22 protein-coding genes are annotated in these 24,458 nt (G+C 64.8%); 18 read left to right on the top strand and 4 right to left on the bottom strand.

Annotated elements, in window-relative coordinates; genetic code table 11:
• The 9 genes from AC2JAJ_RS03455 to AC2JAJ_RS03415 all read left to right on the top strand — a co-directional run bounded on the left by AC2JAJ_RS03455 (nt 1) and on the right by AC2JAJ_RS03415 (nt 10,576).
• Nucleotides 1-405 carry a tautomerase family protein gene (locus AC2JAJ_RS03455; RefSeq protein WP_486414251.1) on the top strand — a complete coding sequence of 135 codons (405 nt, stop codon included), beginning with the start codon at nt 1-3 and terminating at the stop codon, nt 403-405.
• A 189-nt stretch (nt 406-594) separates the two neighbouring features.
• Nucleotides 595-1,611 (top strand): 5-dehydro-2-deoxygluconokinase, encoded by a 1,017-nt coding sequence (iolC, locus tag AC2JAJ_RS03450; protein WP_486414252.1) that lies wholly within the window; start codon nt 595-597, stop codon nt 1,609-1,611.
• Entirely contained in the window at nt 1,608-2,543 is a 936-nt protein-coding gene (locus AC2JAJ_RS03445) for a Cgl0159 family (beta/alpha)8-fold protein (protein WP_501053359.1), read from the top strand. Before iolC ends, AC2JAJ_RS03445 begins: the two co-directional genes overlap by 4 nt.
• Nucleotides 2,544-2,575: 32 nt before the next feature.
• Complete coding sequence (iolD, locus tag AC2JAJ_RS03440; RefSeq protein WP_486414253.1) at nt 2,576-4,525, top strand: 3D-(3,5/4)-trihydroxycyclohexane-1,2-dione acylhydrolase (decyclizing); 1,950 nt, start codon at nt 2,576-2,578, stop codon at nt 4,523-4,525.
• A gap of 42 nt (nt 4,526-4,567) precedes the next feature.
• Nucleotides 4,568-6,097 carry a CoA-acylating methylmalonate-semialdehyde dehydrogenase gene (locus tag AC2JAJ_RS03435; RefSeq protein WP_486414254.1) on the top strand — a complete coding sequence of 510 codons (1,530 nt, stop codon included), beginning with the start codon at nt 4,568-4,570 and terminating at the stop codon, nt 6,095-6,097.
• Between the two features lie 89 nt (nt 6,098-6,186).
• Nucleotides 6,187-7,098: a sugar phosphate isomerase/epimerase family protein gene (locus tag AC2JAJ_RS03430; RefSeq protein ID WP_486414255.1), complete on the top strand. Its 912-nt coding sequence runs from the start codon at nt 6,187-6,189 to the stop codon at nt 7,096-7,098.
• A 46-nt stretch (nt 7,099-7,144) separates the two neighbouring features.
• Nucleotides 7,145-8,158, top strand: coding sequence for a Gfo/Idh/MocA family protein (locus AC2JAJ_RS03425; RefSeq protein ID WP_321215426.1), 1,014 nt, complete (start codon nt 7,145-7,147; stop codon nt 8,156-8,158).
• Nucleotides 8,159-8,234: 76 nt separating this feature from the next.
• On the top strand, nt 8,235-9,107 hold the full coding sequence (locus AC2JAJ_RS03420) for a sugar phosphate isomerase/epimerase family protein (RefSeq protein WP_486414256.1): 873 nt from the start codon (nt 8,235-8,237) through the stop codon (nt 9,105-9,107).
• Nucleotides 9,108-9,220: 113 nt separating this feature from the next.
• Nucleotides 9,221-10,576, top strand: coding sequence for a sugar porter family MFS transporter (locus AC2JAJ_RS03415; RefSeq protein ID WP_486416749.1), 1,356 nt, complete (start codon nt 9,221-9,223; stop codon nt 10,574-10,576).
• A 222-nt stretch (nt 10,577-10,798) separates the two neighbouring features.
• Here the strand turns inward: AC2JAJ_RS03415 and AC2JAJ_RS03410 are convergent, their stop codons facing one another.
• Together AC2JAJ_RS03410 and AC2JAJ_RS03405 are read right to left on the bottom strand one after the other, a co-directional pair.
• A complete protein-coding gene (locus tag AC2JAJ_RS03410; protein ID WP_486414257.1) occupies nt 10,799-11,818 on the bottom strand; it encodes a sugar phosphate isomerase/epimerase family protein in 1,020 nt (339 codons plus the stop codon).
• Nucleotides 11,815-12,993: a Gfo/Idh/MocA family protein gene (locus AC2JAJ_RS03405; RefSeq protein ID WP_157239009.1), complete on the bottom strand. Its 1,179-nt coding sequence runs from the start codon at nt 12,991-12,993 to the stop codon at nt 11,815-11,817. Before AC2JAJ_RS03405 ends, AC2JAJ_RS03410 begins: the two co-directional genes overlap by 4 nt.
• 151 nt (nt 12,994-13,144) lie before the next feature.
• On the opposite strand from AC2JAJ_RS03405, the gene AC2JAJ_RS03400 reads away from it, so the two are divergent.
• The 9 genes from AC2JAJ_RS03400 (at nt 13,145) to AC2JAJ_RS03360 (ending at nt 22,453) form a co-directional block, all read left to right on the top strand.
• Nucleotides 13,145-14,185, top strand: coding sequence for a LacI family DNA-binding transcriptional regulator (locus AC2JAJ_RS03400; protein WP_321215429.1), 1,041 nt, complete (start codon nt 13,145-13,147; stop codon nt 14,183-14,185).
• Between the two features lie 122 nt (nt 14,186-14,307).
• Complete coding sequence (locus tag AC2JAJ_RS03395) at nt 14,308-15,303, top strand: substrate-binding domain-containing protein (RefSeq protein ID WP_321215430.1); 996 nt, start codon at nt 14,308-14,310, stop codon at nt 15,301-15,303.
• Between the two features lie 64 nt (nt 15,304-15,367).
• Nucleotides 15,368-16,435, top strand: coding sequence for an ABC transporter permease (locus AC2JAJ_RS03390; RefSeq protein WP_486414259.1), 1,068 nt, complete (start codon nt 15,368-15,370; stop codon nt 16,433-16,435).
• A gap of 12 nt (nt 16,436-16,447) precedes the next feature.
• Complete coding sequence (locus AC2JAJ_RS03385; RefSeq protein WP_157239006.1) at nt 16,448-17,383, top strand: ATP-binding cassette domain-containing protein; 936 nt, start codon at nt 16,448-16,450, stop codon at nt 17,381-17,383.
• Between the two features lie 88 nt (nt 17,384-17,471).
• Nucleotides 17,472-18,467, top strand: coding sequence for a Gfo/Idh/MocA family oxidoreductase (locus AC2JAJ_RS03380; protein WP_486414260.1), 996 nt, complete (start codon nt 17,472-17,474; stop codon nt 18,465-18,467).
• Complete coding sequence (locus AC2JAJ_RS03375) at nt 18,467-19,495, top strand: Gfo/Idh/MocA family oxidoreductase (RefSeq protein WP_501053357.1); 1,029 nt, start codon at nt 18,467-18,469, stop codon at nt 19,493-19,495. Before AC2JAJ_RS03380 ends, AC2JAJ_RS03375 begins: the two co-directional genes overlap by 1 nt.
• Nucleotides 19,496-19,539: 44 nt before the next feature.
• Nucleotides 19,540-20,631: a Gfo/Idh/MocA family oxidoreductase gene (locus AC2JAJ_RS03370; protein ID WP_486414262.1), complete on the top strand. Its 1,092-nt coding sequence runs from the start codon at nt 19,540-19,542 to the stop codon at nt 20,629-20,631.
• Nucleotides 20,631-21,416, top strand: coding sequence for a TIM barrel protein (locus AC2JAJ_RS03365; RefSeq protein ID WP_321215434.1), 786 nt, complete (start codon nt 20,631-20,633; stop codon nt 21,414-21,416). The genes AC2JAJ_RS03370 and AC2JAJ_RS03365 overlap by 1 nt, the downstream gene beginning before the upstream one ends.
• Nucleotides 21,413-22,453 (top strand): Gfo/Idh/MocA family oxidoreductase, encoded by a 1,041-nt coding sequence (locus AC2JAJ_RS03360; RefSeq protein WP_486414263.1) that lies wholly within the window; start codon nt 21,413-21,415, stop codon nt 22,451-22,453. Before AC2JAJ_RS03365 ends, AC2JAJ_RS03360 begins: the two co-directional genes overlap by 4 nt.
• 31 nt (nt 22,454-22,484) lie before the next feature.
• On the opposite strand, the gene AC2JAJ_RS03355 is transcribed toward AC2JAJ_RS03360, so the two are convergent.
• Together AC2JAJ_RS03355 and iolB are read right to left on the bottom strand one after the other, a co-directional pair.
• Nucleotides 22,485-23,507: a LacI family DNA-binding transcriptional regulator gene (locus tag AC2JAJ_RS03355; RefSeq protein WP_486414264.1), complete on the bottom strand. Its 1,023-nt coding sequence runs from the start codon at nt 23,505-23,507 to the stop codon at nt 22,485-22,487.
• A gap of 46 nt (nt 23,508-23,553) precedes the next feature.
• Nucleotides 23,554-24,447: a 5-deoxy-glucuronate isomerase gene (iolB, locus tag AC2JAJ_RS03350; protein WP_486414265.1), complete on the bottom strand. Its 894-nt coding sequence runs from the start codon at nt 24,445-24,447 to the stop codon at nt 23,554-23,556.
• Nucleotides 24,448-24,458: the final 11 nt, after the last annotated feature.

Raw genomic sequence — 24,458 nt, 5'->3', positions numbered from 1 at the left:
ATGCCGCTTGTACGAATTGACGTGAATGAAGGGCGAAGCGCGGAGGAGCTGCAGCGCCTCAGCCGGGGAATCCACGACGCAATCCTTGCCGAATATGGCATTCCCGAGCGCGACTACTTCCACATCCTCACCGAGCACCCGCAAGGGCAGATCTTCGCGCAGGACGCCGGTCTTGGCTTCGACCGCACCCGGGGAGTGGTGATGATCCAGATCTTTACCCAGGGAGGGCGATCCCAGGAGGCCAAGCAGCGGCTCTTTGCCGCTGTGGCGGACAAGCTCGCGGCTGCAGGGGTTGCCGGCGAAGACGTCTTTATCGGCTACGTCGAAAACACTGCCAGCGACTGGTCCTTCGGCTTTGGCCGTGCGCAGTATGTGACCGGCGAGCTAGCGGTCCCGGAAAAGTAGTTGAGCGCCCGCGCATGGGGGGAGCGGGCGACGCTAATACACTTGTTGTAAGTATGTCAGTACAAACCTTTGACAGGACATTGGATCTAGGGCAAAGTAGTGCGTGTGGCGCACACCACGGCCAGCCAGTCCCGGAACTCCTCCCGCTCAAAGGACCCGAGTTCCACACCAGAAAGGTCCACGATTCCCGTGACCCACGAGCTTCTTACGATCGGGCGCATCAGCGTTGATATCTACCCGAACGACATCGGGGTTGGCCTGGAGGATGTTAATTCCTTCGGCAAGTACCTCGGCGGTTCACCGTCCAACGTCGCTGTTGCCGCTGCCCGCCACGGCCGCCGGACCGGCGTGATCACCCGCACCGGTGATGATCCGTTTGGCACCTACCTGCACCGCGAGCTGCGCAAGTTCCACGTTGACGACATGTTCGTCACCCCGGTGGCTGGTTTGCAGACGGCGGTGACGTTTTGCGCGATCAAGCCAGCCACGGATGAGTTCCCGCTGTATTTTTACGGCCGGTTCCCCACAGCTCCTGACCTGCAGATCAAGGCCGAAGAGCTGGACCTGGAAGCCATCCGCGAGGCCGGTATTTTCTGGTCCACGGTGACCGGGCTTTCCCAGGAACCGTCCCGGTCTGCACACATCGCCGCGCATGAGGCCCGTCCCCGCGCCGGCCTTTCCGAGGGGCAGTTCACGATCCTGGATCTGGATTACCGGCCGATGTTCTGGGCCTCCGAAGAGGAAGCCCGCGCGGAGGTCGCCAAGATCCTCCCGCACGTTACCGTCGCGATCGGCAATGACAAGGAATGCGCCGTCGCCGTCGGCGAAGGCACTCCGGATGAGCAGGCGGACCGTTTGCTGGCCGCGGGCGTGGAGATCGCCGTCGTCAAGCTTGGGCCTGAGGGCGTGATGGCGAAGACCCGCACCGAACGTGTTGTGTCCGCCCCGGTCCCGGTGGAAACCCTGAACGGACTGGGTGCCGGCGACTCGTTTGGCGGCGCGTTCGTCCACGGCCTGCTGTCCGGCTGGCCACTCGCCCACGTCCTGGACTACGCCAACGCCGCAGGCGCGATTGTCGCCTCCCGCCTTTCCTGCGCAGATGCGATGCCGACGCCGGACGAGGTCACCTCGTTGCTGGCAGAACGCGGCCGCCCGGTCCCCGCCGCCCCTGCCGGTCAGCTTGCAACCGAAGGAGCAGGACTGTGACCCTCACGCCCGTAACCCGTGGCAGTGCCGTGAACGACGATCCGCGCCGGTATGAGCACCTGAGCACCATCCGCCTGGAAGATCCGGAGGCCGTGGCCCGTGCCGCGAAGTCCCGCCGCCGGCACCCGGGATTGAAGTCCGGGCGGCAGAACTTCATCGTCGCTGCCGACCATCCGGCCCGTGGCGCCCTGGCTGTTGGCAGCGACCCAGTGGCGATGGCGGACCGCCGCCAGCTGCTGGACCGTTTGCAGATCGCGCTGGCCAACCCGGCCGTGGACGGCATCCTGGCCTCCCCGGACATCATGGACGACCTGCTGCTGCTGGGTGCCCTGGACGGCAAGCTGGTGTTCGGCTCGATGAACCGCGGCGGGCTTTCCGGGTTGGTCAATGAGTTTGATGACCGGTTCACCGGCCACACCGCCGCGGCCCTGGAGGCCCTGGGCGCGGACGGCGGGAAGATGCTGACCCGCATTTGCCTGGGCGACCCCGATACCGTGGCCACCCTCGAGGCGACCGCGAAGGCCATCGATTCCCTGGCCGAGCGGAAGTTGATCGCGATGGTGGAGCCGTTCCTCTCCACGTGGGTAAACGGCAAGGTCAAGAACGACCTCTCCACGGATGCGGTGATCAAGTCCATCGGTATCGCTGAGGGCTTGGGTTCCACCAGCGCTTACACCTGGATGAAGCTCCCGGTCGTGGCGGAGATGGAACGGGTGATGGCGGCGACCACCATGCCCACCGTCCTGCTGGGCGGCGACCCCGAGGGGTCCCAGGACGAAGTCTTCGCCACCTGGGGAGCTGCCCTGTCCCTGCCCGGCGTGCAGGGCCTCACCGTGGGCCGCACCCTGCTCTACCCGGCTGACGGGGACGTTGCCGGCGCTGTCGCCGCGGCCGCCTCGCTGCTGCACCACACCACAGAAGTATCGGAGTAAGTCCCATGGGATCCACAACAGGAACGCGCAGGATGACGGTGGCGCAGGCCGTCGTCGAATACCTCTCCAGGCAGTACACCGTGGACACGGTGGGCGGGGTTGAGTACCGTGAGCGGCTCATTCCGGGCACGTTCGGTATTTTCGGGCACGGCAACGTGGCCGGCGTGGGCCAGGCGCTGAAGCAGTACCAGCAGCAGGACCCCACCCTGATGCCGTACTACCAGGGCCGAAACGAACAGGCCCAGGTCCACCAGGCCGTCGGCTACGCCCGGCACACCCGCCGCCGCCAGACCTTCGCGGTCAGCACGTCGATCGGCCCCGGCTCGTCGAACCTGCTGACCGGCGCCGCGCTGGCGACCACCAACCGGCTGCCGGTGCTGCTGCTGCCGTCGGACACGTTCGCCACCCGCGCCGCGGACCCGGTCCTGCAGCAGCTTGAGCAGCCCTACGCGTACGACATCACGGTCAATGACGCGTTCCGGCCGCTGTCCAAGTTCTTCGACAGGGTGAACCGCCCGGAGCAGCTGTTCTCCGCGTTCCACCACGGCCTGCGCGTCCTCACGGACCCGGCCGAGACCGGCGCGGTGACCATTTCGCTGCCGCAGGATGTCCAGGCCGAGGCCTTCGACGTCCCGGCCGAGTTCCTGGCCGAGCGGGAATGGCGAATCCGCCGCCCCGACGCCGACGACGACGACATCGCCCGCGCAGCCGCAGCGATCAAGGCGGCAAAGCGCCCGCTGATCATCGCCGGCGGCGGCGTCCTCTACGCCTACGCCAACGACGAACTCGCAAAGTTCGCCGAGCTGACCGGCATCCCGGTGGGCAACACCCAGGCCGGTGTCGGCGTGCTCCCGTGGGACCACAAGTTCAGCCTCGGTGCCATTGGCTCCACGGGCACAACGGCTGCCAACGCCATCGCCGCAGAGGCGGACCTGATCATCGGCATCGGCACCCGCTACGAGGACTTCACCACCGCGTCCCGGACCGCGTTCCAGAACCCGGACGTGCGCTTCGTGAACATCAACGTCGCCCCGATCGACGCGTACAAGCACGGCACCACGCTGCCGATCGTCGCCGACGCCCGCAAGGCCCTGGTCAAGCTCAACGCCGCCCTGGGCGGCTACCGCGTCGGCGCCGACCTCGAGCAGAAGATCACCGCAGAGAAGCAGCGGTGGGACGCCACCGTCGACGAAGCCTTCGACACCCGCTACACCCCGCTCCCGGCCCAGAACGAGATCATCGGCGCCACCAACCGGGCCATGGACGCCCGCGACGTGGTGATCTGCGCCGCCGGCTCACTGCCCGGCGACCTGCACAAGATGTGGCGGGTCCGGGACCCGTTCGGCTACCACGTCGAATACGCCTACTCCTGCATGGGCTACGAAATCCCCGGCGGCCTCGGCGTCAAGCGCGCCGCGATCGCCGAAGCGAAAAGCACGACGGCGGGCGGCGACTCAGGCGAAAAGGTGCGGGACGTCGTCGTCATGGTGGGGGATGGCTCCTACCTGATGATGCACACCGAACTGGTCACCGCCGTCGCCGAACGGATCAAGCTGATCGTGGTCCTGATCCAGAACCACGGCTACGCCTCCATCGGCTCCCTCTCCGAAATGCTGGGATCGCAGCGGTTCGGCACCCAGTACCGGGAGCTGGACGAGGAACAGCACAGCTTCGACGAGGGCGAGACCCTGCCCGTTGACCTGGCCCTGAACGCCGAGTCCCTGGGCGTGAAGGTCATCCGGATCGAACCCGGCGAGAAGGTGATCGCCGAACTCGAACAGGCCATCCGCGACGCCAAGGCCGCCCCCGAAAACGGCGGCCCGATCCTGATCCACGTCGAATCCGACCCGCTGCTGGACGCACCGTCCTCCGAATCCTGGTGGGACGTCCCGGTCTCCCAGGTCTCCGAACTGGAATCCACCAAGCAGGCCTTCCAGACCTACGTCGACCACAAGTCACGCCAGCGCAAACTGCTCGGCTGACCCCTCTCTTCATCCCCTTCGAACCACTCAAGGAAGAGTCCCATGACTGCCACCACCACCCAGACCACCACCACCCAGGCCACGGTCATCAACCACTTCATCAACGGCGCCGAAACCGCCGGCGAGGGCAACCGCACCACCCAGGTCTACAACCCGGCCACTGGTGCCGTGTCCGGCGAGCTTCGCCTGGCCAACCGCACCGACCTGGACACCGCCGTCGCCGCCGCCCGCAAGGCCGCCGACGCCTGGGGCGACATCTCCCTGGCCAAGCGCACCGCCGTGTTGTTCAAGTTCCGTGAACTGGTCGCCGCGCACGTGGACGACCTCGCCGCCCTGGTCACTGCCGAGCACGGCAAGGTCCTTTCCGACGCCAAGGGCGAAATTGGCCGCGGCCTCGAGGTCGTCGAGTACGCCTGCGGCATCCCGACGCTGCTTAAGGGTGACTACTCGGACCAGGTCTCCACCGGCATCGACGTGTTCTCCTTCCGGGAACCGCTCGGCGTGGTCGCCGGCATCACGCCGTTCAACTTCCCCGTGATGGTGCCGCTGTGGATGGCCCCGATGGCCATCGCCACCGGCAACGCCTTCATCCTCAAGCCCTCCGAGCGCGACCCCTCCGCCTCGCTGCTGCTGGCCAAGCTCTGGAAGCAGGCCGGCCTGCCGGACGGCGTGTTCCAGGTCCTGCACGGCGACAAGGAAACCGTCGACGGGCTCCTGACCCACCCGGACGTGGACGGCATCAGCTTCGTCGGATCCACCCCGATCGCGCAGTACGTCCACGAAACCGCCACCCAGCACGGCAAACGCGTCCAGGCACTCGGCGGGGCGAAGAACCACGCCATCATCCTGCCCGACGCCGACCTGGACAACGCCGCCGACCACCTCGCCGCCGCCGCGTTCGGCTCCGCCGGTGAACGCTGCATGGCCATCTCCGTCGCCGTCGCCGTCGGCGACGCCGCCGACGCCCTGGTCGCCAAGGTCACCGAACGCGCCGAAGCCGTGAAGGTCAATAACGGCACCGAACCCGACGCCGAAATGGGCCCGGTCATCACGCCGGCCTCCAAGGAACGCATCCTCCGGATCGTCACCGAAGCCGAAACCGCCGGCGCCGCCATGGTCGTCGACGGCCGCGACCTCGTGGTCCCCGGCCACGAGAACGGCTTCTGGGTCGGCCCCACCGTGATCGACCACGTCAAGACCGAAATGACCGCCTACAAAGAGGAAATCTTCGGACCCGTCCTCGTCGTGGTCCGCGTGGACACCCTCGAAGACGGCATCAGGCTCATCAACGCCAACCCCTACGGCAACGGCACCGCCATCTTCACCTCCTCCGGCGCCGCCGCCCGCAAGTTCCAGCGCTCGGTGACCGTGGGCATGATCGGCATCAACGTCCCGCTGCCCGTCCCGGTGGCCTACCACTCCTTCGGCGGCTGGAAAGCATCCCTCTTCGGCGACAAGCACATCTACGGACCCGAAGGCGTAAGCTTCTACACCCGCGGCAAGGTCATCACCTCCCGCTGGCCCGAAACCCACCACGCCTCCGGCGCCTCCTACAACTTCCCCTCCAACTGACCCCACCGCCACCCGTCGATTGCTCCGTAAACGTCGTTTTGAACGTCCAAAACGACACCTACGGAGCAGTCGATGCAAAGGAACAGACAATGACTGAGAATAAGCTGATCATCGGCACGGCGCCGGACTCCTGGGGCGTCTGGTTCGCGGACGACCCCAAGCAGACCCCGTGGGAACGGTTCCTCGACGAGGTTGCCGAATCCGGCTACAAGTGGATCGAACTGGGCCCTTACGGGTACCTTCCCACCGACCCCGCGCGGCTGGCCGAGGAACTCAAGCAGCGCGACCTCAAGATCTCCGCCGGTACTGTGTTCACCGCTTTCCACCGCGGACTGGACCAGTGGGAAACCGCGTGGGAGCCCGCCCGGAAGGTTGCCGAACTGACTGCAGCCATGGGCGGCGAGCACATCGTGGTCATCCCTGCCATGTGGCGCGATGACGTTACCGGCGAGGCAGTGGAAAGCGGCACCCTGAACGACAAGGCCTGGGGCGACCTCTTCGAGGGCCACAACCGCCTGGGCAAGACCCTGCTCGAAGACTTCGGCCTGAAGCAGCAGTTCCACTCCCACGCGGATTCCCACGTGGGAGCCCAGGAGGACATCGAAACCTTGCTGGCTGCGACTGACCCGAAGTATGTGAACCTTTGCCTGGATACGGGCCATGCCGAGTACTGCGGCGCATCAAGCCTGGAGCTCATCAAGAACTACCCGGACCGGATCGGCTACCTGCACCTGAAGCAGATCAACCCGGAGATCCTCAAGAAGGTCAACGAGGAAAACATGACCTGGGCTGCCGCCAACCTGGCAGGCGTTATGACCGAGCCGCCGAACGGCCTGCCCGACCTCCGCGCCGTAATCGAAGCGGTCGAGGGCCTCAACCGCCCCATCTTCGGCATCGTGGAGCAGGACATGTACCCGGTGGCCTTCGACGTGCCCATGCCGATCGCCAAGCGCACCCGCAACTACCTGCTGTCCTGCGGTTCCCGAACCACCGTCAACTGACAACAAAGACAGCCCGCATCCGTTACAGATACAGAAGGACGAAACAATGACTCAAAACCTCCGCGTCGCCGTCATCGGCGCCGGGCGCATGGGCGCCGACCACATCCAGCGGCTCAACACCCGCATCCACGGAGCCGAGGTTGCCGCCGTCGTCGACGTTGACCTGGCCCGTGCCCAGGCGGCCGTTGAAGGCATTCCGGGAGCCGTTGCCCTTGCTGACGCCGAGGAAGCGCTCAACAACGGCGACGTCAATGCAGTACTCATTGCCACCCCTGGTTTCCTGCACGAGGACATCCTGCTCAAGGCCGTTGCCAAAGACATCCCCATCCTTTGCGAGAAGCCGCTGACCCCGGATGCCGAGTCCTCCTGGAAGATCGTCCAGGCCGAGGTTGCACTGGGGCACAAGCGCATCCAGGTCGGCTTCATGCGCCGGTTCGACGCAGAATATGCAGCCCTTGGCCAGATCATCCGGAACCACGAACTGGGTGAACTGCTGATGCTGCACCACCAGCACCGCAACCCCACTACGCCGGCCGGCTTCACCAACGAGATGCTGATCAACGACTCCGTTGTGCACGAGTTCGACGCCATCAGGTACTTCACTGGCGAGGAGATCACCAGCGTCCAGGTCCGCCTGGGCAAGGCGACCAAGAACGCGCCCGCGGGCCAGCACGACCCCCAGCACGTCCTGCTGGAGACCGAGTCGGGTGTCCTGGCCGACGTCGAAATCTACGTGAATGCCAAGTTCGGCTACGAAGTGGCCACCCAGGCTTCCTTCGAAGAGGGCATCGTCAGCATCGGAGGAGACAAGGGTCCCTACACCCGGAGCGCCGGCCACTGGGGCGGCAACGTCACCCCCGGCTTCGAGGAGCGTTTCGGTGCGGCATACGACGTCGAAATCCAGTCATGGGTGGACGCGGCACTTAAGGGCGAGATCGGCGGTCCCACGGCCTGGGACGGTTACGCCACCGCAGCCTGCTGTGAAGCAGGCGTCGAGGCGCAGAAGAACGGCGAAAAGGTGGCCGTGAAGCTTGCCCCCAAGCCGGACCTCTACAAGTAGGACAGAAAGGGGATGGAGCGATCCGTCCCCTTTTCCGTCTCCAACCCTTTACCGATCCACAACGGAGTGTTTTTTCGTGAAAATCGCACTTGACCCTACGCCCTTCCACCACTCGCACAGCCTGCTCGAGTTCCCAAAGGTGGTTGCGGACCTCGGCTACAAGTACATGCAGATGACCCCGCACGCGGACTTCATCCCCTTCTACAACCACCCCAAGGCCGATGACGAACTGGTGGGTCAGCTCAGCAAGGCCTGCCGGGACGCGGGGATTGAGATTGCGTCCGTGCTGCCGGTCCTCCGATGGTCAGGACCGGACGAGGATGCCCGCGAAGCAGCAGTCCGCTACTGGAAGCGGGTCATCCAGATCACGGTCGACCTCGGCGTCGGCACCATCAACACGGAGTTCAGCGGAAGGCCGGAGAAGGCCGAGGAGTCCGAGCGGGCCTTCTACCGTTCCATGGAGGAACTCCTGCCGATCATTGAACGCGAGGGCCTCGACCTGCTGATCGACCCGCACCCGGACGACTTTGTGGAGGAAGGCCTGGCAGCGATCCGGGTGATCAGGGGGCTGAACTCAAAGAACGTAGGCCTGGTCTACGTCGCCTCGCACAGCTTCCACATGAAGAACGCTCCACTGGACATCATGCGGGCAGCGGGGGACAAGCTGCGGCTGGTCCATGTCGCCGACACCATGAACCACCACGCCTCGCACGGGCTTCGGTACATCACCAACCCGCCGGGCAATCCCGTCCGCGTGCACCAGCACCTGAAGATCGGTGACGGCGATGTGGACTGGGATGAATTCTTCGGCGGACTCAAGGAAATCGGCTTCCTGGACCGGGATGACACGGTGATGGTCTCCAGCGTTTTTGCGGAGGACGAGAACGCTGACGAGGTTTCCCGGTACCAGCTGGAGACGATGAAGGCCTACATCGCCAAGGCGAAGTAGTGGATGTGCGGATGGAACACAGCAAAGGAATCTTAGCGGAGTCCGAATCCCCGGACGCGGCTATCGGCGGGGGAGTACCTGCAAAGGCCACTCAATCCGATCCGAAAAAGTTCATGCGGAAGGTGGCGCTGTTCTCCACCTTCGGCGGCCTGCTTTTTGGCTACGACACCGGAGTCATCAACGGCGCCCTCCCATTCATGCAGCGCGACCTTGGCCTTACACCGCTGACCGAAGGACTCGTGACATCGACGCTCCTGTTCGGTGCAGCCTTTGGCGCCATCAGTGCCGGCCGTCTGTCTGACCGTTTCGGCAGACGCAGAACCATCATGGGGCTGGCGCTGATCTTCGTTGTCGCCACCATCTTCTGCACCATCTCGCCCAGCACTGAACTACTGATAGCGGCCAGGACCCTGCTGGGGCTCGCCGTGGGTGGCGCGTCGGTAATCGTGCCCGTGTACCTTGCGGAGATGTCGCCGGCGGCCCAGCGTGGCCGCATCGTCACGCAGAACGAACTGATGATCGTCACAGGCCAGTTCATCGCCTTCACGTTCAATGCCGTCCTGGGCAACGCCTTCCCGGAAGAGGCCAACATTTGGCGGTGGATGCTCGTGATCGCTACGTTGCCGGCTGTGGTGCTGTGGTTTGGGATGCTGGTCCTGCCGGAAAGCCCGCGCTGGCTGGCGTCTGCCGGCCGGTTCGGTGCTGTTCTGGAAGTATTGCGCTCCACCCGCGCTGCCGGGGACGTATCGGCGGAGTTCGACGAAGTGCGGCAGGCGGCCCGCGAGGACTACCAGGCCAGACTCGGAACGGTCAAGGACCTTGCCGTTCCCTGGATCCGCAGGATCTTCGTGGTGGGTCTCGGCATGGCGATCATTAACCAGATCAGCGGCGTCAACGCGATCATGTACTACGGAACGTCCATCCTGTCTTCATCAGGATTCGGCGACCAGGGCGCACTGATCGCAAACGTTCTGAACGGCATCACCTCCGTAGTGGCCGTCGTTGTAGGCATGTACCTGATGTCGCGTGTGCCTCGCAAACCCATGCTAATTGTGGGACTTTGCGGCACGGCCGCATCCCTGCTGGCCATCGCGATGATCTCTCTGGCCCTGCCGGAAAGCACCCTTCGCGGCTACCTGGTATTGCTGTTCATGGTGACGTTCCTGGCCTCTATGCAGGGCTGCATCGGCACGGTGACCTGGCTGACCATGTCCGAGATCTTCCCGATGCATGTCCGCGGCGTCGCCATGGGAATCTGCGTTTTTGTCTTGTGGATGGTCAACTTCCTCATCGGCTTCTTCTTCCCGCAGATGGTTTCGTGGATCGGAGTATCGGCTACCTTCCTCATCTTCGTGGCACTGCAGATCTGCGCGATCGCGTGGGTCAAGCGGGTGGTACCGGAAACGAAGGACAAGTCGCTTGAGGAGCTCGAACACCTCTTCAAAGAGCGTTCCGGCATGAACGCCTAATCCCCCCAACGCAAGGCACACTCCGTGCCAAAAGAAGCGCCCGACGCCGGCTGGGGTCGGGCGCTTTTCATGTTTTGGAAGCGGGCCAAAACCGGGATATTGGCGACACGCCGCCGCTTATGGCCGACATTCAGGACAACCCCGCCGGGAGAGACAGCAGAAAGACAGCAGGAGGAGCGGCGCTGTGCGCCACCCCTCCTGCTGTGCGGGTTTGTTGTGCGATCAGGCCGTCAGTTTCAACGATGCCGAGAGCGCTGCGTCTGCGTCCAGGAGAGCCCTGGCCGCAACTTCCAGCCCTTCGATACGGCCCAGTTCGACATCTTCGTGTTCGATGTTGACGAGCATGTTCGGGTCGACGTCGTGGAGGGCGCGGAGGAACTCGGCCCAGTAGGCGGTGTCGTGCCCCTTGCCCAGCGCGACAAAGTCCCAAGCTGCAGGCCTGGGCCATTCGTTAGCCCACTCGTCGCCGCCGAGGTTCGTCCGGTGTTCTTCCGGGGAGAGCCGCCGGAACCGGTTGTCCAAAACACCGTAGAGTGCGGCGGTTTCTTTGTTGATCCGTACATCCTTCGCCGCGGCCTGGAAGACCAGCGGCCCCAATTCGCGGACAACGGTTATGGGGTCCATCTGCTGCCAGAACAGGTGGGAGGCGTCCAGTTCCACACCGATGTGTGTCGCTCCGGTCAGCTCCACGAGCTTATGCACGTCGGCCGGGTTGAAGACCAGGTTCTGCGGGTGCAGCTCCAGGGCAACCTTCACACCGTACTCCCGGGCCAGTTGGTCTGTTTCCTTCCAGAATCTGGCAGCCACGCCCCACTGGTAGTCCAGAACGTCCAGGGCGGCTGAGTTCCAGGCGTTGACGATCCAGTTGGTGACGGTGGCGCCGGGCTCTCCGCCGGGCAACCCTGACATTGTGACCACCCGGTTCTGCCCCAGGCGGTGCGCGAGGCGAATGGAACGGCGGATGTCTTCGGCATGCTTCTCGCCGATCTCGCGCTTGGGATGCAGGGGGTTGCCGTTGCAGTTCAGGCCGGCGATTGACACCCCGGTACCCTCGAAGATCGCCAGGAAGTCATCGCGGGCTGCGTCACTTTCCAGGATCTGGTCCATGGCGGGCACGTGGACCGCAGGCAGGAACCCGCCGGTGTTGATTTCGATCCCGGTGAGGCCGAGGTCGGCGATGACCTTCAATGCCTCGGGAAGGGGCCGGTCATGCAGGATCGCGTTATAGACACCCAGTTTCATAGCGAAATCTTCTTTCCGTTGTTGAGGGCGGACTCGGTGACGGCGCCGAGCAGTTCCATGTTGCGGACGCCCTCGTCGAAGGTGGCACACCGGGGGAGGGACTCTGCTTCGCTGATGCCGGCAACCTCTTCGAGGAATGCCCGTGCCTGGTAGCCGAACGCATCGTTTTGACCGAAGCCCACTTCCGGGGCGTCCATGGCGAGGCCGCCGGCGATGTAGGGGTGGCCTGGGCCGAGGATGACCTGCCGGTAGCCGTTTTCGTTGCCGGAGTCGTCGTTGAGGAAGAGTTGGATCTCGGACGGCCGGCGCTGGTCGAACTTGGCGGCGCCGTTTTCGCAAAACACCTCGAACTGCAGGCTGTTGGCGTGGCCGGCGGCAACGCGGGAGACTTCGAAGCTTCCCGCGCCGACGGCAAACTCTGCGTTGAAGGCTGCGTAGTCGTCGTTCTCGACGGCTTCGAAGGTGTCGCTGACGGCCACGTGGTCATGGCCCATCACTGCGGCCAGCGGCAGCGGACGCTTGCCGATGACGGTGCTGAGCTGTCCGCCGGAGATGGATTGAATATCGCCGCAGAGGAACTCAGAGACGTAAGCCAGATGGGACCCGACGTCGGCAAGGGCACCTGAACCTGCGCCACCCTTGTACCGCCAGCTCATGGGGGCGAAGGGGCTGAAGCCATAGTCGGTCCAGTACCGGCCGCTGAAATGCAGGACGTTGCCGAGAACCCCGTTCCGGATGAGGTTGCGAATGTAGGCGATGCCCGGTGTGCGGCGGAAGGTGAAGCCAATGCGGGCGATGCTGGACGCATTTCGGGCGGCGTCGGCCATTGCGCGGGCATCGTCCATCGAATCACTCAGGGGCTTTTCGCACAGCACGTGCTTGCCGGCGGCAAGCAAACCCTCAACAACCTCGCGGTGGAGGGAATTGGCGATGACCACGCTGACCACGTCGATGTCATCGGCTTCAGCGATTGCCTGCCATGAGGTGTCGTTACGCTCGTACCCGAATCGGCGGGCGGCCAGGGAGCCGAATTCAGCATTGACGTCGCCGATGGAAACCAGGCGCACCGGAGGAAGCGTCGGGCTGTACAGGGCGGATGCCGTCCGGTACGCGGCAGCGTGCGCCTTGCCTGCCATGCCTGCGCCGATGACTGCTACACCGAGGCTTTCAGCCATTGATTTCTCCTTTGAAATTCAGCCGCAGCGGAATCGCCAGCGGCATTTTGTAGCGCTACAATTTTTGCGCTGACCTTGAGCGTATCCATGTCCATATGTCCTGTCAATCGTTCACCGGGATATTCTCAACCGAGAGAAGAAAGGCATTTCCATGACGCATGATCGCCTCACGAACCGGCGCCCCACCATCTATGACGTGGCCAAGCATGCGGGAGTCTCGCCATCGCTGGTTTCGCTGGTGCTGCAGAATCCGGTGCGCGTTAGCGAGAAGCGCCGCAATGCAGTGCAGGCGGCGATCTCGGAACTTGGCTACCGTCCCAGCCGGGCAGCCACGACGCTAGCCAGCAGCCGGACAAAGAGCATAGGACTTGTCATAGATGACTACCGGAACCTTTGGTTTGTCGATCTGCTGCGGGGTATGGAATCCGTGCTGACGGAGGGTGGCTACCAGGTGATGCTGGCCGATTCCCGCCCTGGCGCAAACCGTATCAGCGAGGCTGTGGACGGACTGCTGGCCATGCACGTTGATGGCCTGGTCATTGCTGCCGAGCCCACTTTGTCCATGCTGACCGGTGCGGGGGTGCCCACTATCGTGGCAGGCTGGCGAAACGGCGTGCCTGAGGGCATGGACCTGGTAACGAATGATGACGACGCCGGGGGCGCCATGGCCGCCGCCCACCTGTTGGACCTCGGACACACCAGGATCGGGCACCTGTCCGGGTCCGGTGGTGCCGCTGCCCACCGAAGGGCCGGCTTTACTGGGCATCTCCGGGAGGCTGGTGTCGAGGTTTGCGTCGTCGGGGAGGCAGGGGGCACGTCTGAAGAGGACGGTTACGAATCGGCACGCTGGCTGCTGGAGCACCATCCGGACACGACTGCCATTTTTGCAGCAAACGACACCATGGCAGTGGGCGCCCTCGGGGCCATCAGGGTCCGCGGACTGTCGGTCCCGCATGAGATTTCCGTCATCGGATACGACAACTCACAACTGGCCAAGTCGCGGTACCTGGACATCACCTCCGTGGATAATCGCAGTGATCTTGTGGGTATTGAGGTCGCGCGCCGTCTGCTGGCCAGGCTTGAGGATCCTGCCGCCGTACCTCAGCGGACCCTGATCGATCCTGCCCTGATGGTCCGCTCGACTACAGCCACTGCGCCGTCCTCAAGCGCCCAACCATCTTCTTTGAAGTAAAAACATACTAATGTCAGGACAAAGTCTTGACATGGGTGATCCCGATCACCCATGATCTCTGTAGAGGGCCTCGAGTTCCTGCAGAGAGGCAGGGCCGCAACCCTTATCAAAGGAGATATATCGTGAAGAAGTTTTCCTGGCGGAAGGCGACCCTCGTGGCGGCCGTCGTTCCGATGCTGGCACTGAGCGCTTGCTCCAGCGGCGGAGGCAAGTCGGCAGACACTGCAAACTCCGGCTCCTCGGGGCAGGTGGCAACCACCGCCCGCATCAAGGTGGCCCTGATCACCCATGCAGCAGCAGGCGACACCTTCTGGGACATCGTCCGCAAGGGGGCGGAGGAAGCATCGGCTAAAGACAACGTTGAGCTCCTCTACACCAGCGATCCTGAAGCCGGTCGCCAGGCGCAGCTCGTCCAGCAGGCAATCGACCAGAAGGTCGATGGCATCGCCGTCACCCTCGCCACCCCGGATGCCCTGAAGGACGTCCTGAAGAAGGCCACTGATGCCGGCATCCCGGTGGTGAGCCTCAATGCAGGCGAGAGCATCTCGTCACAGCTCGGCGCATTTACCCACTTCGGGTCCAACGAGAAACTCGCCGGCGAGGCCGTGGGGACCCGGTTGGCCGCCGAGGGCTTCAAGCACCCCGTATGCGTAATTCAGCAGCAGGGCCACGTTGGTCTGGAAGCACGCTGCGCAGGCGTCAAGGCCAAAGTTCCGGGAGCGGAGATACTGTACGTCGACGGCAAAGACATGACCGCAGTCCAGTCCACCGCCACCGCGAAGCTCCAGGCCGCCAAGGATGCCGACGTCATCATTGGCCTGGGCGCACCGATCACCCTGACGCTGCTCAAGTCCGTCGCGGATGCCGGCAGCTCTTCGAAGGTTGCCAGCTTCGACCTGAACGCAGATCTCGCGCAGAAGATCGTGGATGGTGCCGTGATCTTCACCGTGGACCAGCAGCCGTGGCTCCAGGGCTACATGTCGATTGATTCCCTGTGGCAGGCAAAGCGCGGCGGCTTCAAGCTCGGCGGTGGACAGCCTGTCCTGACCGGCCCGACCATTGTCGATAAGTCGAACGCTTCAGACGTCCTCAAATTCGCCCAGCAGGGCGTCCGCTAGATCCAGGACTCAGGCCGTGCGGAGGGTATCCGCCGCACGGCCTGACCAACAAGGAGTTCTTCCAATGGCAAATACAGCAACCCTGCCTCCGGCACCAGCCGCAGCAGCCGGGCCGCGCGGCGATGAGCGAGTCGGACAACGGAACCCGTTCCAGAAGCTCCTGGGCCGCCCTGAAGTTGGCGCTCTCGTAGGAGCAGTGGTCCTGTTCGTTTTCTTCGCGCTGGTTTCTTCGACCTTCACCCAGCCCAACGCCCTGGCAACCATTCTTTACGGCAGCTCCACCATCGGGATCATGGCCGTCGGTGTGTCGCTGCTGATGATAGGCGGCGAATTTGACCTTTCCACCGGCGTGGCCGTGATCTCATCAGCGCTGACCGCATCCCTTTTCAGCTGGAATTTCTCCATGAACGCGTGGGTAGGCGTTGCCTTGGCGCTCGCAGTCTCGCTGGCCATCGGGTTCATCAACGGCTGGATCCTGATCAAGACCAAGCTTCCCAGCTTCATCGTCACCCTCGCGACGTTCCTGATGCTTACCGGCCTGAATCTGGCATTCACCAGGCTTATTGGCGGCAGCGTGTCCTCGCCGTCCATTTCCAAGCTGGACGGCTTCGAATCGGCCCGTGCCGTGTTCGCCTCGTCGATCAGCATCGGTGGCGTTGAAGTCAAAATCACCGTGTTCTTCTGGATCATCCTGGTTGCCATCGCATCCTGGGTACTGCTGCGCACCAAGGTGGGCAACTGGATCTTCGCAGTGGGCGGCAACGCCGACTCCGCACGCGCCGTGGGCGTGCCCGTGACGAAGACCAAGATCGGGCTGTTCATGGCGGTCGGGTTCTGCGGTTGGATCCTCGGCATGCACAACCTGTTCGCCTTCGACGCCGTGCAGTCGGGCGAGGGCGTGGGCAACGAATTCCTCTACATCATCGCCGCCGTGATCGGCGGCTGCCTCCTCACCGGTGGCTACGGTTCAGCCGTGGGAGGTGCGATCGGTGCCTTCATCTTTGGCATGGCCAACAAAGGCATTGTCTACGCGCAGTGGAACCCGGACTGGTTCAAGTTCTTCCTCGGCCTGATGCTTCTGCTGGCTACCATCGTCAACCTCATCGTCAAGCGCCGCGCGGAACTGAAGTAAGGGGCGAAGGAAATGAACGCCAAAGCAATCGACCAGCAGACCCTGCTCAAGAACGAAAAGGATCCGCTGACGCACACCCCTGTTCATTTGCTCTCCCTGGAAGGTGTAGGGAAGCACTACGGCAACATCATTGCCCTTCGTGACGTTACCATGGCCGTGGACAACGGCCGCGTCACGTGCGTTCTGGGAGACAACGGCGCCGGTAAGTCCACGCTGATCAAGATCATCGCGGGCCTGCACCAGCACGACGAAGGCTCACTGTACGTCATGGGTGACGAACGGAAATTCAGTTCCCCTCGCGATGCCCTCGATGTCGGCATCGCGACGGTCTACCAGGACCTCGCGGTGGTTTCCCTGATGCCCATCTGGCGGAACTTCTTCCTCGGCTCGGAGCTCACCACCGGGTTCGGCCCGTTCAAGAGCCTCGATGTCCAGAAGATGAAGGACATCACCAAGAAAGAGCTCGCCGACATGGGCATCGACCTGCGCGATGTGGAGCAGCCCATCGGCCAGCTTTCTGGCGGCGAGCGCCAGTGTGTGGCCATTGCCCGGGCAGTGTACTTCGGAGCCAAGGTCCTGATCCTGGACGAGCCGACGGCGGCCCTGGGCGTCAAGCAGTCGGGCGTAGTTTTGCGCTACATCCTCCAGGCGAGGGACCGGGGCCTCGGGGTCATCTTCATCACCCACAACCCGCACCACGCCTTCCCCGTGGGCGACCGGTTCCTCCTGCTCAAGCGGGGCAAATCCATCGGCTACTACGACAAAAAGGACATCACGCTGGACGAGCTCACGGCCCAAATGGCTGGCGGCGCGGAACTTGCCGAACTTGCCCACGAGCTCGAACAGCTCGGCGGCCACGGCGACATCGTCAAGGAAGTCCAGGCCGAGGTTGCCGACGTCACTGAAATCGCGGAATCTGCCAAGGAAAGCAGCCCGCGGCACGTGTAGCACCCCGCCGGGGGCCCGACGGCAAATGCCCGATGGGCCCCCTCGCTCTGCCATTCGTGTGCGCACTGAACATTAGACAGGAAACAGCATGCCGATCCGGGTGGGCGTCATTGGCGCCGGCATTATGGGCGCAGACCATATCAGGAACCTTTCCGCCACCGTCAACGGTGCGGAAGTCACCTTCGTGGCAGACCTCGACGCCGGACGCGCAGCTGCTGGTGCGCCGCCGTCGGCCCGGACCACGACGGACCCCTCGGAGCTGATCAACTCCAGCGAGGTGGACGCCGTCGTTGTCGCTTCGCACGACTCCACCCACGCCGGACTGGTGCTGGAATGCTTCGAAGCGATGACGCCCGTGCTTTGTGAAAAGCCGCTGGCCCCGACGCTCCTGGAGAGCCTTGACGTGGTGGAAGCTGAGGCGGACATCGTCGCGGCGACCGGTGCCAGGCTGCTGTCCATGGGCTTTATGAGGCGCTTCGATCCTGGCTACGCCGCCCTCCGCGAATCCACGCGGCTTCGGAGCCACGGCGAACCCCTGATTGTCCACTGCACCAGCCGCACGGTAGCCTCGGGCCCCGGCACCAGCTCGGAAACGGCCATCACCAATTCGGCCATCCACGAGTTCGATATCATCCCCGGGCTGCTGGACTCGCCAATCACCGAAGTTGCATGGCAGGCGGGGCGCAGCTCGCGGCACAGTCCCGGAGAACTGCAGGACCCTGCCGTGATGCTCCTCCGGACGGCCGACGGAACCCTGGCGACCCTGGAACTGTTCCTGAACTCGCAGTACGGCTATACCACCGGGTGCGAAGTTGTTTCCGAGGGTGGCACCGCTGCCCTGCCCGAACCCGCAGCCCTGGTGGTCCAACGCGAGGGCCACCGCACGGCCGATATCCCTGCTGACTGGCGCCCGCGTTTCGCCGACGCCTACCGGCTGCAGCTCCAGACCTGGATTTCCTCCCTCGAAAGGGGCGAGCCCGCACCGCTCGCCACCGGAGAAGACGGCCTGCGGGCATCGCAGGTTGCCCAGGCCATGATCCGGTCGCTGCACAGTGACGGAGCCTTCACGAAAGTAATCTACTGATGGCCGTTCCCGTCATGCCGGCATCGCGCGTCCCGGATTCGAAGGACGCACCCTCCCTGCGGTGGGGAATCATGGGGCCCGGGTGGATTGCAGAGCGGTTCACGGAGTCAGTGCAGGCGCATTCCCGCCAGGTGATTGCCGCCGTCGGCTCCCGCTCCGTGGCCCGCTCCAAAGAGTTTGCCGGGAAGTTTGGCGTGCCGGCCGCGTACGGAAGTTACGAGGAGCTCGCAGCGGCTCCCGATATCGACATTGTTTATGTCGCCACACCGCACAATTTCCACCACAGCGCAGCCCTGCTCGCGCTCGAAGCAGGCAAACACGTCCTGATCGAAAAACCCCTAGGGCTCAATGCGGACCAGGCACGGGACATCGCCGCGCGGGCCGGGTCCGCCGGCGTCTTCGCCGCCGAGGCGATGTGGAGTTTCTTCCTCCCTAAATTCGACGTCATCCGGCAGATCCTCCAAGCCGGGACGCTGGGGGCCGTGACCACTGTGCTGGCGGAATACGGCGAGTACTTCGACCGCAGCCACCGCATCTTTGATCCAGCGTTGGCCGGGGGTCCGTTGCTGGACCTCGGGACCTATCCCTTGGCGCTTATCACCGAAATCCTGGGCTCCCCGGAGCAGATGCATGTCATTGGCCAGCAGCACGAGTCCGGGGTTATCGCGCAGCTTTCGGCGATCATGCACTTCCCGGGCGGCAGCCAGGCAGTCATGAACACGCAGCTGCATAATTTCACCCCCACGGCTGCCACCATTGTCGGCTCCCAGGCAACACTGACCATGGACGGACCATTCAACATGCCCGGCGGTTTCGAGCTGCGTTTCCCCGACGGGACACGGCGGCGCTACAGCGAGCCGGCGGGCGGGCACTTCGAGGGCCTGCATTTCGAAGCCGCAGCAGTGGCCCGTTGCATCGCGGCCGGACAGGCAGAAAGCCCCCAGCGCCCACTCGCGGCCTCCATCCGGACCATGGAAGCCGCCGACCAAATCCGGCGCCGGCTCGGCATTAGCTTTCCAGGCGAATGACCCCCCGCTTAACCGTCTCTTCACACACCCGAAAGGATGAGCCCTTGGCTTACATCACCCAGAACCCCACGGCAGTCCCGGTACCGGTACGGATAGGGCTCATCGGCTCCGGCTGGATGGGCGCATTCCATGCCGACAGCGTTGCCCGCCGCGTCCCCGGCGCGGTCCTGGCGGCCATTGCCGACCCCAACATCGAGTCCGCCCGGAGCCTTGCCCTGGAACTGGGCACCACCAAGGTCACGGCCAGCGCCGACGACATCTTCGCGGATCCGGAGGTTGACGCCGTAATCATCGCCAGCCCGGCACGGTTCCACTCGGCACTTATCACCCAGGCGGCCGCCGCCGGGAAACACGTTTTCTGCGAAAAGCCGGGCGGCCAGGGGCTGGCGGAACTCGACGCCGCCTTGGCAGCCGTGGACGCTGCCGGCGTGCACTTCCAGATCGGATTCAACCGCCGTTACGCCGAAGATTTCCAGGCAGCAAAGAAGGACCTCGCCGCGGGCATCGCCGGGACCCCGCAACTCCTGCGCTCGCTGACCCGTGATCCGGGGAACGGAAGCATCCCCCATGCCGCCAGGGTCCCGGCCTGGACCATCTTCCTCGAAACCCTCATCCACGACTTCGACACCCTCAACTGGTTCAACGAAGGGGCCGAACCCGTGGAGGTTTACGCGGTGGCCGATGCGCTCGTGGAGCCCTCGCTCCGTGACCAGGGGTTCCTGGATACAGCGGTGGTGACGATCAGGTACAGCAACGGTGCGTTGGCGGTGGCCGAGGCGAACTTCAGTGCGCTGTACGGGTACGACATCCGCGGCGAAGTCTTCGGCTCCAAGGGCATGGTCCAGGCCGGCCGGGCCACGGAGACGGCCGCCCGCCGCTACACCGCAGAGGGGCTGTCCGCGGACACCCCGCGGCTCAACGTCGAACTCTTCCGCCAGGCCTACACGGACGAACTGGCGGACTTCGCCGAGGCGGTCCGTGCCCGGCGCGACGGCGGCGTGCCATCGCCGTCGTCCGGTTTCACCCTGACGCCGGGCGCTGCCGACGCCCGCCGCGCCCTGGCAATGGCGCTGGCCTGCATCGAGTCCGTCAAAAGCGGCGCCCCTGTTGCCGTCGCCGGGAAGGCAGCCGTCTAATGCGCCTGGCAGTTTGCGCCGAGATGGTCTTCCTGGACCTGCCGTTTGTGGAACGGGTGCGCAGGATCCATGAGGCGGGATTCGACGTCGAACTCTGGGACTCGCGCGGAAAGGACATCCAGGCGCTGAAGGCTACCGGGGCGGTCTTCTCCTCCATGACGGGCTACGTATCGGGCAGCCTGGTGGACCCGGACACGGCCGATGAGGTGGTGCGGACGGCTGAATCGCTGATCCCCACCGCCCTCGAACTGGGCGTCAGCCGCATGGTGGTGCACCCGGCTGAACTGGTGGAAGGCCGCGCCGCCCGCCCGGTGTACCGCTCCACCGGCCGCATGTGGGCCACGGGCGCCAGAACCCTGCAGCGGCTTGGCGCCCTGGGCGAAAAACACGGTGTGACGTTCTGCCTGGAGAACCTGAATACCATCCTTGACCACCCCGGCATCCCGCTGGCGCGGGCCAAGGACACCCTCGCACTGGTGGAGGCTGCCGGGCACCCGAACGCCAAACTGATGCTGGACCTGTACCACGCGCAGCTGGGGGAGGGGAACCTCATCGAACTCGTGAGATCGGCCCTGCCGCACATCGGTGAAGTCCAGGTTGCGGATGTGCCCGGCCGCTGCGAGCCCGGAACCGGAGAAATCAACTACGCAGCCGTTGCCCGGGCCCTCGCCGATGCCGGCTACCACGGCACAGTGGGCATGGAGGCGTGGGCCAGGGACGGCAGCGCCGCAGCCCTCGACGCCTTCCGGACCGCCTTTACCGTCTATGCAGAGGAAAAACAATGAAGGATGTAACCCTTGGCCTGGTAGGCGTGGGCCGGATCGGTGTGATGCACGCCGGCAACATCGCGGGCCTCAACGGGGTGCTGAACCCCAAGGGCATCAACGTCAGGCTCCGGCTAACGGACGTGGCCGAAGAGCACGCACGGACGGTGGCAGCCGGCCTGGGCGCCGAGTTTCTTCCGTCCGTCGAAGCCCTCCTTGCCTCCGGCATCGATGGCCTGGTGGTGGCCACAGGCACCGCCACCCATCCCGGGCTGATCAAGGCGGGCGTGGACGCGGGCATCCCGGTATTTTGCGAGAAACCGGTGGCAATGAATGTGGCGGATGCCCTGCCCGTGCTGGATTACATCCGCAGCAAGCACGGTGTGGTCCAGATCGGCCACCAGCGCCGCCTTGATGCCGGCTACCTGGAAGCCAAGCGGGCATACCAGGCCGGGGAACTGGGCTGGATCCACTCGCTGCGGGCCGTCACCTGTGACATGGCACCGCCTCCTGTGGAGTTCCTGGCCACCTCAGGGGGCCTGTTCCGCGACTGTTCCGTCCACGATTTTGACATCCTCCGCTGGCTGACGGGCCGGGAGATCGTTGAGGTGTACGCGAAGGGCTCCAACAACGGGGACCCGGCCATCGGCGCTGTGGGGGACGTGGACACAGCGCTCGCGCTCGTGACGTTCGACGACGGCACCGTGGGCACCGTCTCAGCGACGCGTTACAACGGGGCCGGCCACGACGTCCGCCTGGAAATCCAGGGTTCCAAGGGATCGCTGACGGTGGGCCTGGATGAAAAAACCGCCATGGCGTCGGCCGAGCCCGGCGTGGGGTTCCCGTCCGGTGAGCCGCACAGGACCTTCGCCGAGCGCTTTGACCAGGCCTACCGGTCCGAAATGGCCGCGTTCGTTGAGCTTGTCCTTGGCCAGCGTGACAACCCCTGCACACCGGAGGACGCCGTGGCCGCCTCCCGGGTGGCGGACGCCGCCCAGGAATCGCTGGCCAGCGGTGTCCCGGTGAGGGTGGAACAAGCCACGGCGGGCGTGCGCTGAAACTCCTGGTGCGGGACCTTGCCGTGGGTGGCTAGGGTCCCGCGCCGGGATTTGAGGAGCTCCGGACCACCAGGGCCGGTTCGAGCTTGCGCGTGACGGCAGGGCCGGCGGAACCAGCAAGCCGGTCGAGCATGACCTGCGCCGCCACCCGGCCGAGTTCCCCGGCGTGCTGGTCGATGGACGTCAGTCCAATGAGGGGCGAGGCGGCCAGCTCGATGTTGTCGCAGCCCACGATCGCCACATCGTCCGGGACCCTCAGCCCGTGCGTGGCAATGGCCTCCATGATGCCGATGGCCGTGAGGTCGTTGTGGGCAAAGACGGCCGTGGGCAGTTGCGCCCCCGAATCCAGGAACTGTTCCATCACGGCCCGGCCGCCGCGTTCGGTCATGTCACTGTGGACCAGCTGCGGCTCCAGGCCGTGTTCGTTCATGGCATGCAGGTAGCCCTCACGCCGCTCCGTGTACGGCAACCAGTCGGAGATGTCCACGTGCGCGATGCGCCGGTGGCCCAGGGCGTACAGGTGCTCCACGGCAAGCACCCCGGAGCGGAAGTCGTCGGTCAGGACGGAAGAGACGCCGTCGACCTCCATCTCCCGGGTGATGACGACGGCGGGGGTCCCGCGCAGGGCGGCCGCCAGTTCTTCCGGCGTGCCGGTATAGCCGGCCAGCAAGACCCCGTCCACGCGCAGGTCCACGAAGGAGCGGACGGCTTCCAGCTCGGTCCGCGGGTCCGCGGAGCCGACGGCGACCATCACCTGGTTGCCGCTGCCGGCCAGGCCTTCAGCCAGTCCGTCGTAGATATCAGCGAAGACTGAGTTGTGCAGGTCCAGGAAGAGGACCCCCAGCGTGTTGGTCCGATGGCTGGCCAGGCGGCTGGCCAGCCTGTTGGGGGAGTAGCCCAGGGCGGCAGCGCTTTCCAGCACTGCCGTCCGTTTGGCGGGCGAAACATTGGGGGAGTCGCGCATCACCAGGGACACCAGGGCGCGGCTCACCCCGGCGTCGCGGGCCACGTCCTCCATGGTCACCGACCGCGGCGAGGGGGAAGTCTGTTTCACAAAACCCCACTATGCCAGCCCGCCGCCGCCTCTCCGCGCAACTGCGTCAGGAGCCGAACGGCAGGCGCGGGTCGATGTTCTGGCTGTCCCAGGTCTGGCGTACCCAGCCGTGGTGCGGGTCGTCGCTGATCAGCCATTCCCGCACGGGGCCGGGGCCGGCCATGACGTTGAGGTAGTAGAGATCGTAGCCGGGTGCTGCCATCGCGGGGCCGTGCCAGCCGTAGGGGACCAGGACGACGTCGCCGCTGCGGACCTCTGCCGAGACGTCGATGGGCCGCTCATCCGAGGCGTAAACGCGCTGGTAGCCAATGGCATCCGCATCGGCGGGTGCCGGAGATCCTGCCGCCACCTGGGTTTCGAAGTAGTAGATCTCCTCGAGGGAAGTTTCGCCGTCCTTCTCCTCGTCGTGCTTGTGCGGGGGGTAGGAGGACCAGTTCCCGGCGGGCGTGAGGACTTCGCAGACGATGAAGCGGTCCGCCTCCAGTGCGGCCGGAGTGCCGAAGTTGTGGACCTGGCGCGAGCAGTTCCCGGCACCACGCAGCTCCACCGGGGTCTCCGCGGCCGGGACCAGGCGGGTGGGGTAGGACGCCTTCGCGGGGGCCGTGGCGACCGCGACCCGGCCGCCGCCGGCAGAGCTGATGCTGACGGCGCGGCCCATGCCCGAGTAGAGCACGTCGCTGGGGCCGGAGAAAACGGACGGGCGGCCGGCGAGCGGGTACTCCGTGCCGTCCACGGTGACCGTGAAGGATCCGTTGAGCGGCACCACAATGCGTTCCTCATCCGCTGCGGGAAGTTCGACGGCGGCCCCGGCCGGAAGCGTGGCCACCTTCAGTCCGGTGTGTGCCCACCCGTCCACGGTGAGGGAGGAGTCGGCGGCCCCGATCGAGACGTCCCATGCGCCGTCGGCGGCCGTGCCCAGGGGGTAGACCCAGTTGGTCATGCAGGTGTTCC

The organism is Arthrobacter sp. MOO21 (assembly GCF_057369995.2).
This window is presented reverse-complemented; position numbering and strand designations above follow the sequence as displayed.

Excerpts from the sequence above, each read along its gene's own strand:
- AC2JAJ_RS03405 (WP_157239009.1), bottom strand. The coding sequence starts at position 12,993 with ATGGCTGAAAGCCTCGGTGTAGCAGTCATCGGCGCAGGCATGGCAGGC.
- AC2JAJ_RS03435 (WP_486414254.1), top strand. The coding sequence starts at position 4,568 with ATGACTGCCACCACCACCCAGACCACCACCACCCAGGCCACGGTCATC.
- AC2JAJ_RS03385 (WP_157239006.1), top strand. The coding sequence starts at position 16,448 with ATGAACGCCAAAGCAATCGACCAGCAGACCCTGCTCAAGAACGAAAAG.
- AC2JAJ_RS03430 (WP_486414255.1), top strand. The coding sequence starts at position 6,187 with ATGACTGAGAATAAGCTGATCATCGGCACGGCGCCGGACTCCTGGGGC.
- AC2JAJ_RS03400 (WP_321215429.1), top strand. The coding sequence starts at position 13,145 with ATGACGCATGATCGCCTCACGAACCGGCGCCCCACCATCTATGACGTG.
- AC2JAJ_RS03425 (WP_321215426.1), top strand. The coding sequence starts at position 7,145 with ATGACTCAAAACCTCCGCGTCGCCGTCATCGGCGCCGGGCGCATGGGC.
- iolD (WP_486414253.1), top strand. The coding sequence starts at position 2,576 with ATGACGGTGGCGCAGGCCGTCGTCGAATACCTCTCCAGGCAGTACACC.
- AC2JAJ_RS03375 (WP_501053357.1), top strand. The coding sequence starts at position 18,467 with ATGGCCGTTCCCGTCATGCCGGCATCGCGCGTCCCGGATTCGAAGGAC.
- AC2JAJ_RS03455 (WP_486414251.1), top strand. The coding sequence starts at position 1 with ATGCCGCTTGTACGAATTGACGTGAATGAAGGGCGAAGCGCGGAGGAG.
- iolB (WP_486414265.1), bottom strand. The coding sequence starts at position 24,447 with ATGACCAACTGGGTCTACCCCCTGGGCACGGCCGCCGACGGCGCATGG.
- AC2JAJ_RS03415 (WP_486416749.1), top strand. The coding sequence starts at position 9,221 with ATGCGGAAGGTGGCGCTGTTCTCCACCTTCGGCGGCCTGCTTTTTGGC.
- AC2JAJ_RS03360 (WP_486414263.1), top strand. The coding sequence starts at position 21,413 with ATGAAGGATGTAACCCTTGGCCTGGTAGGCGTGGGCCGGATCGGTGTG.
- AC2JAJ_RS03380 (WP_486414260.1), top strand. The coding sequence starts at position 17,472 with ATGCCGATCCGGGTGGGCGTCATTGGCGCCGGCATTATGGGCGCAGAC.
- AC2JAJ_RS03365 (WP_321215434.1), top strand. The coding sequence starts at position 20,631 with ATGCGCCTGGCAGTTTGCGCCGAGATGGTCTTCCTGGACCTGCCGTTT.
- AC2JAJ_RS03390 (WP_486414259.1), top strand. The coding sequence starts at position 15,368 with ATGGCAAATACAGCAACCCTGCCTCCGGCACCAGCCGCAGCAGCCGGG.
- AC2JAJ_RS03410 (WP_486414257.1), bottom strand. The coding sequence starts at position 11,818 with ATGAAACTGGGTGTCTATAACGCGATCCTGCATGACCGGCCCCTTCCC.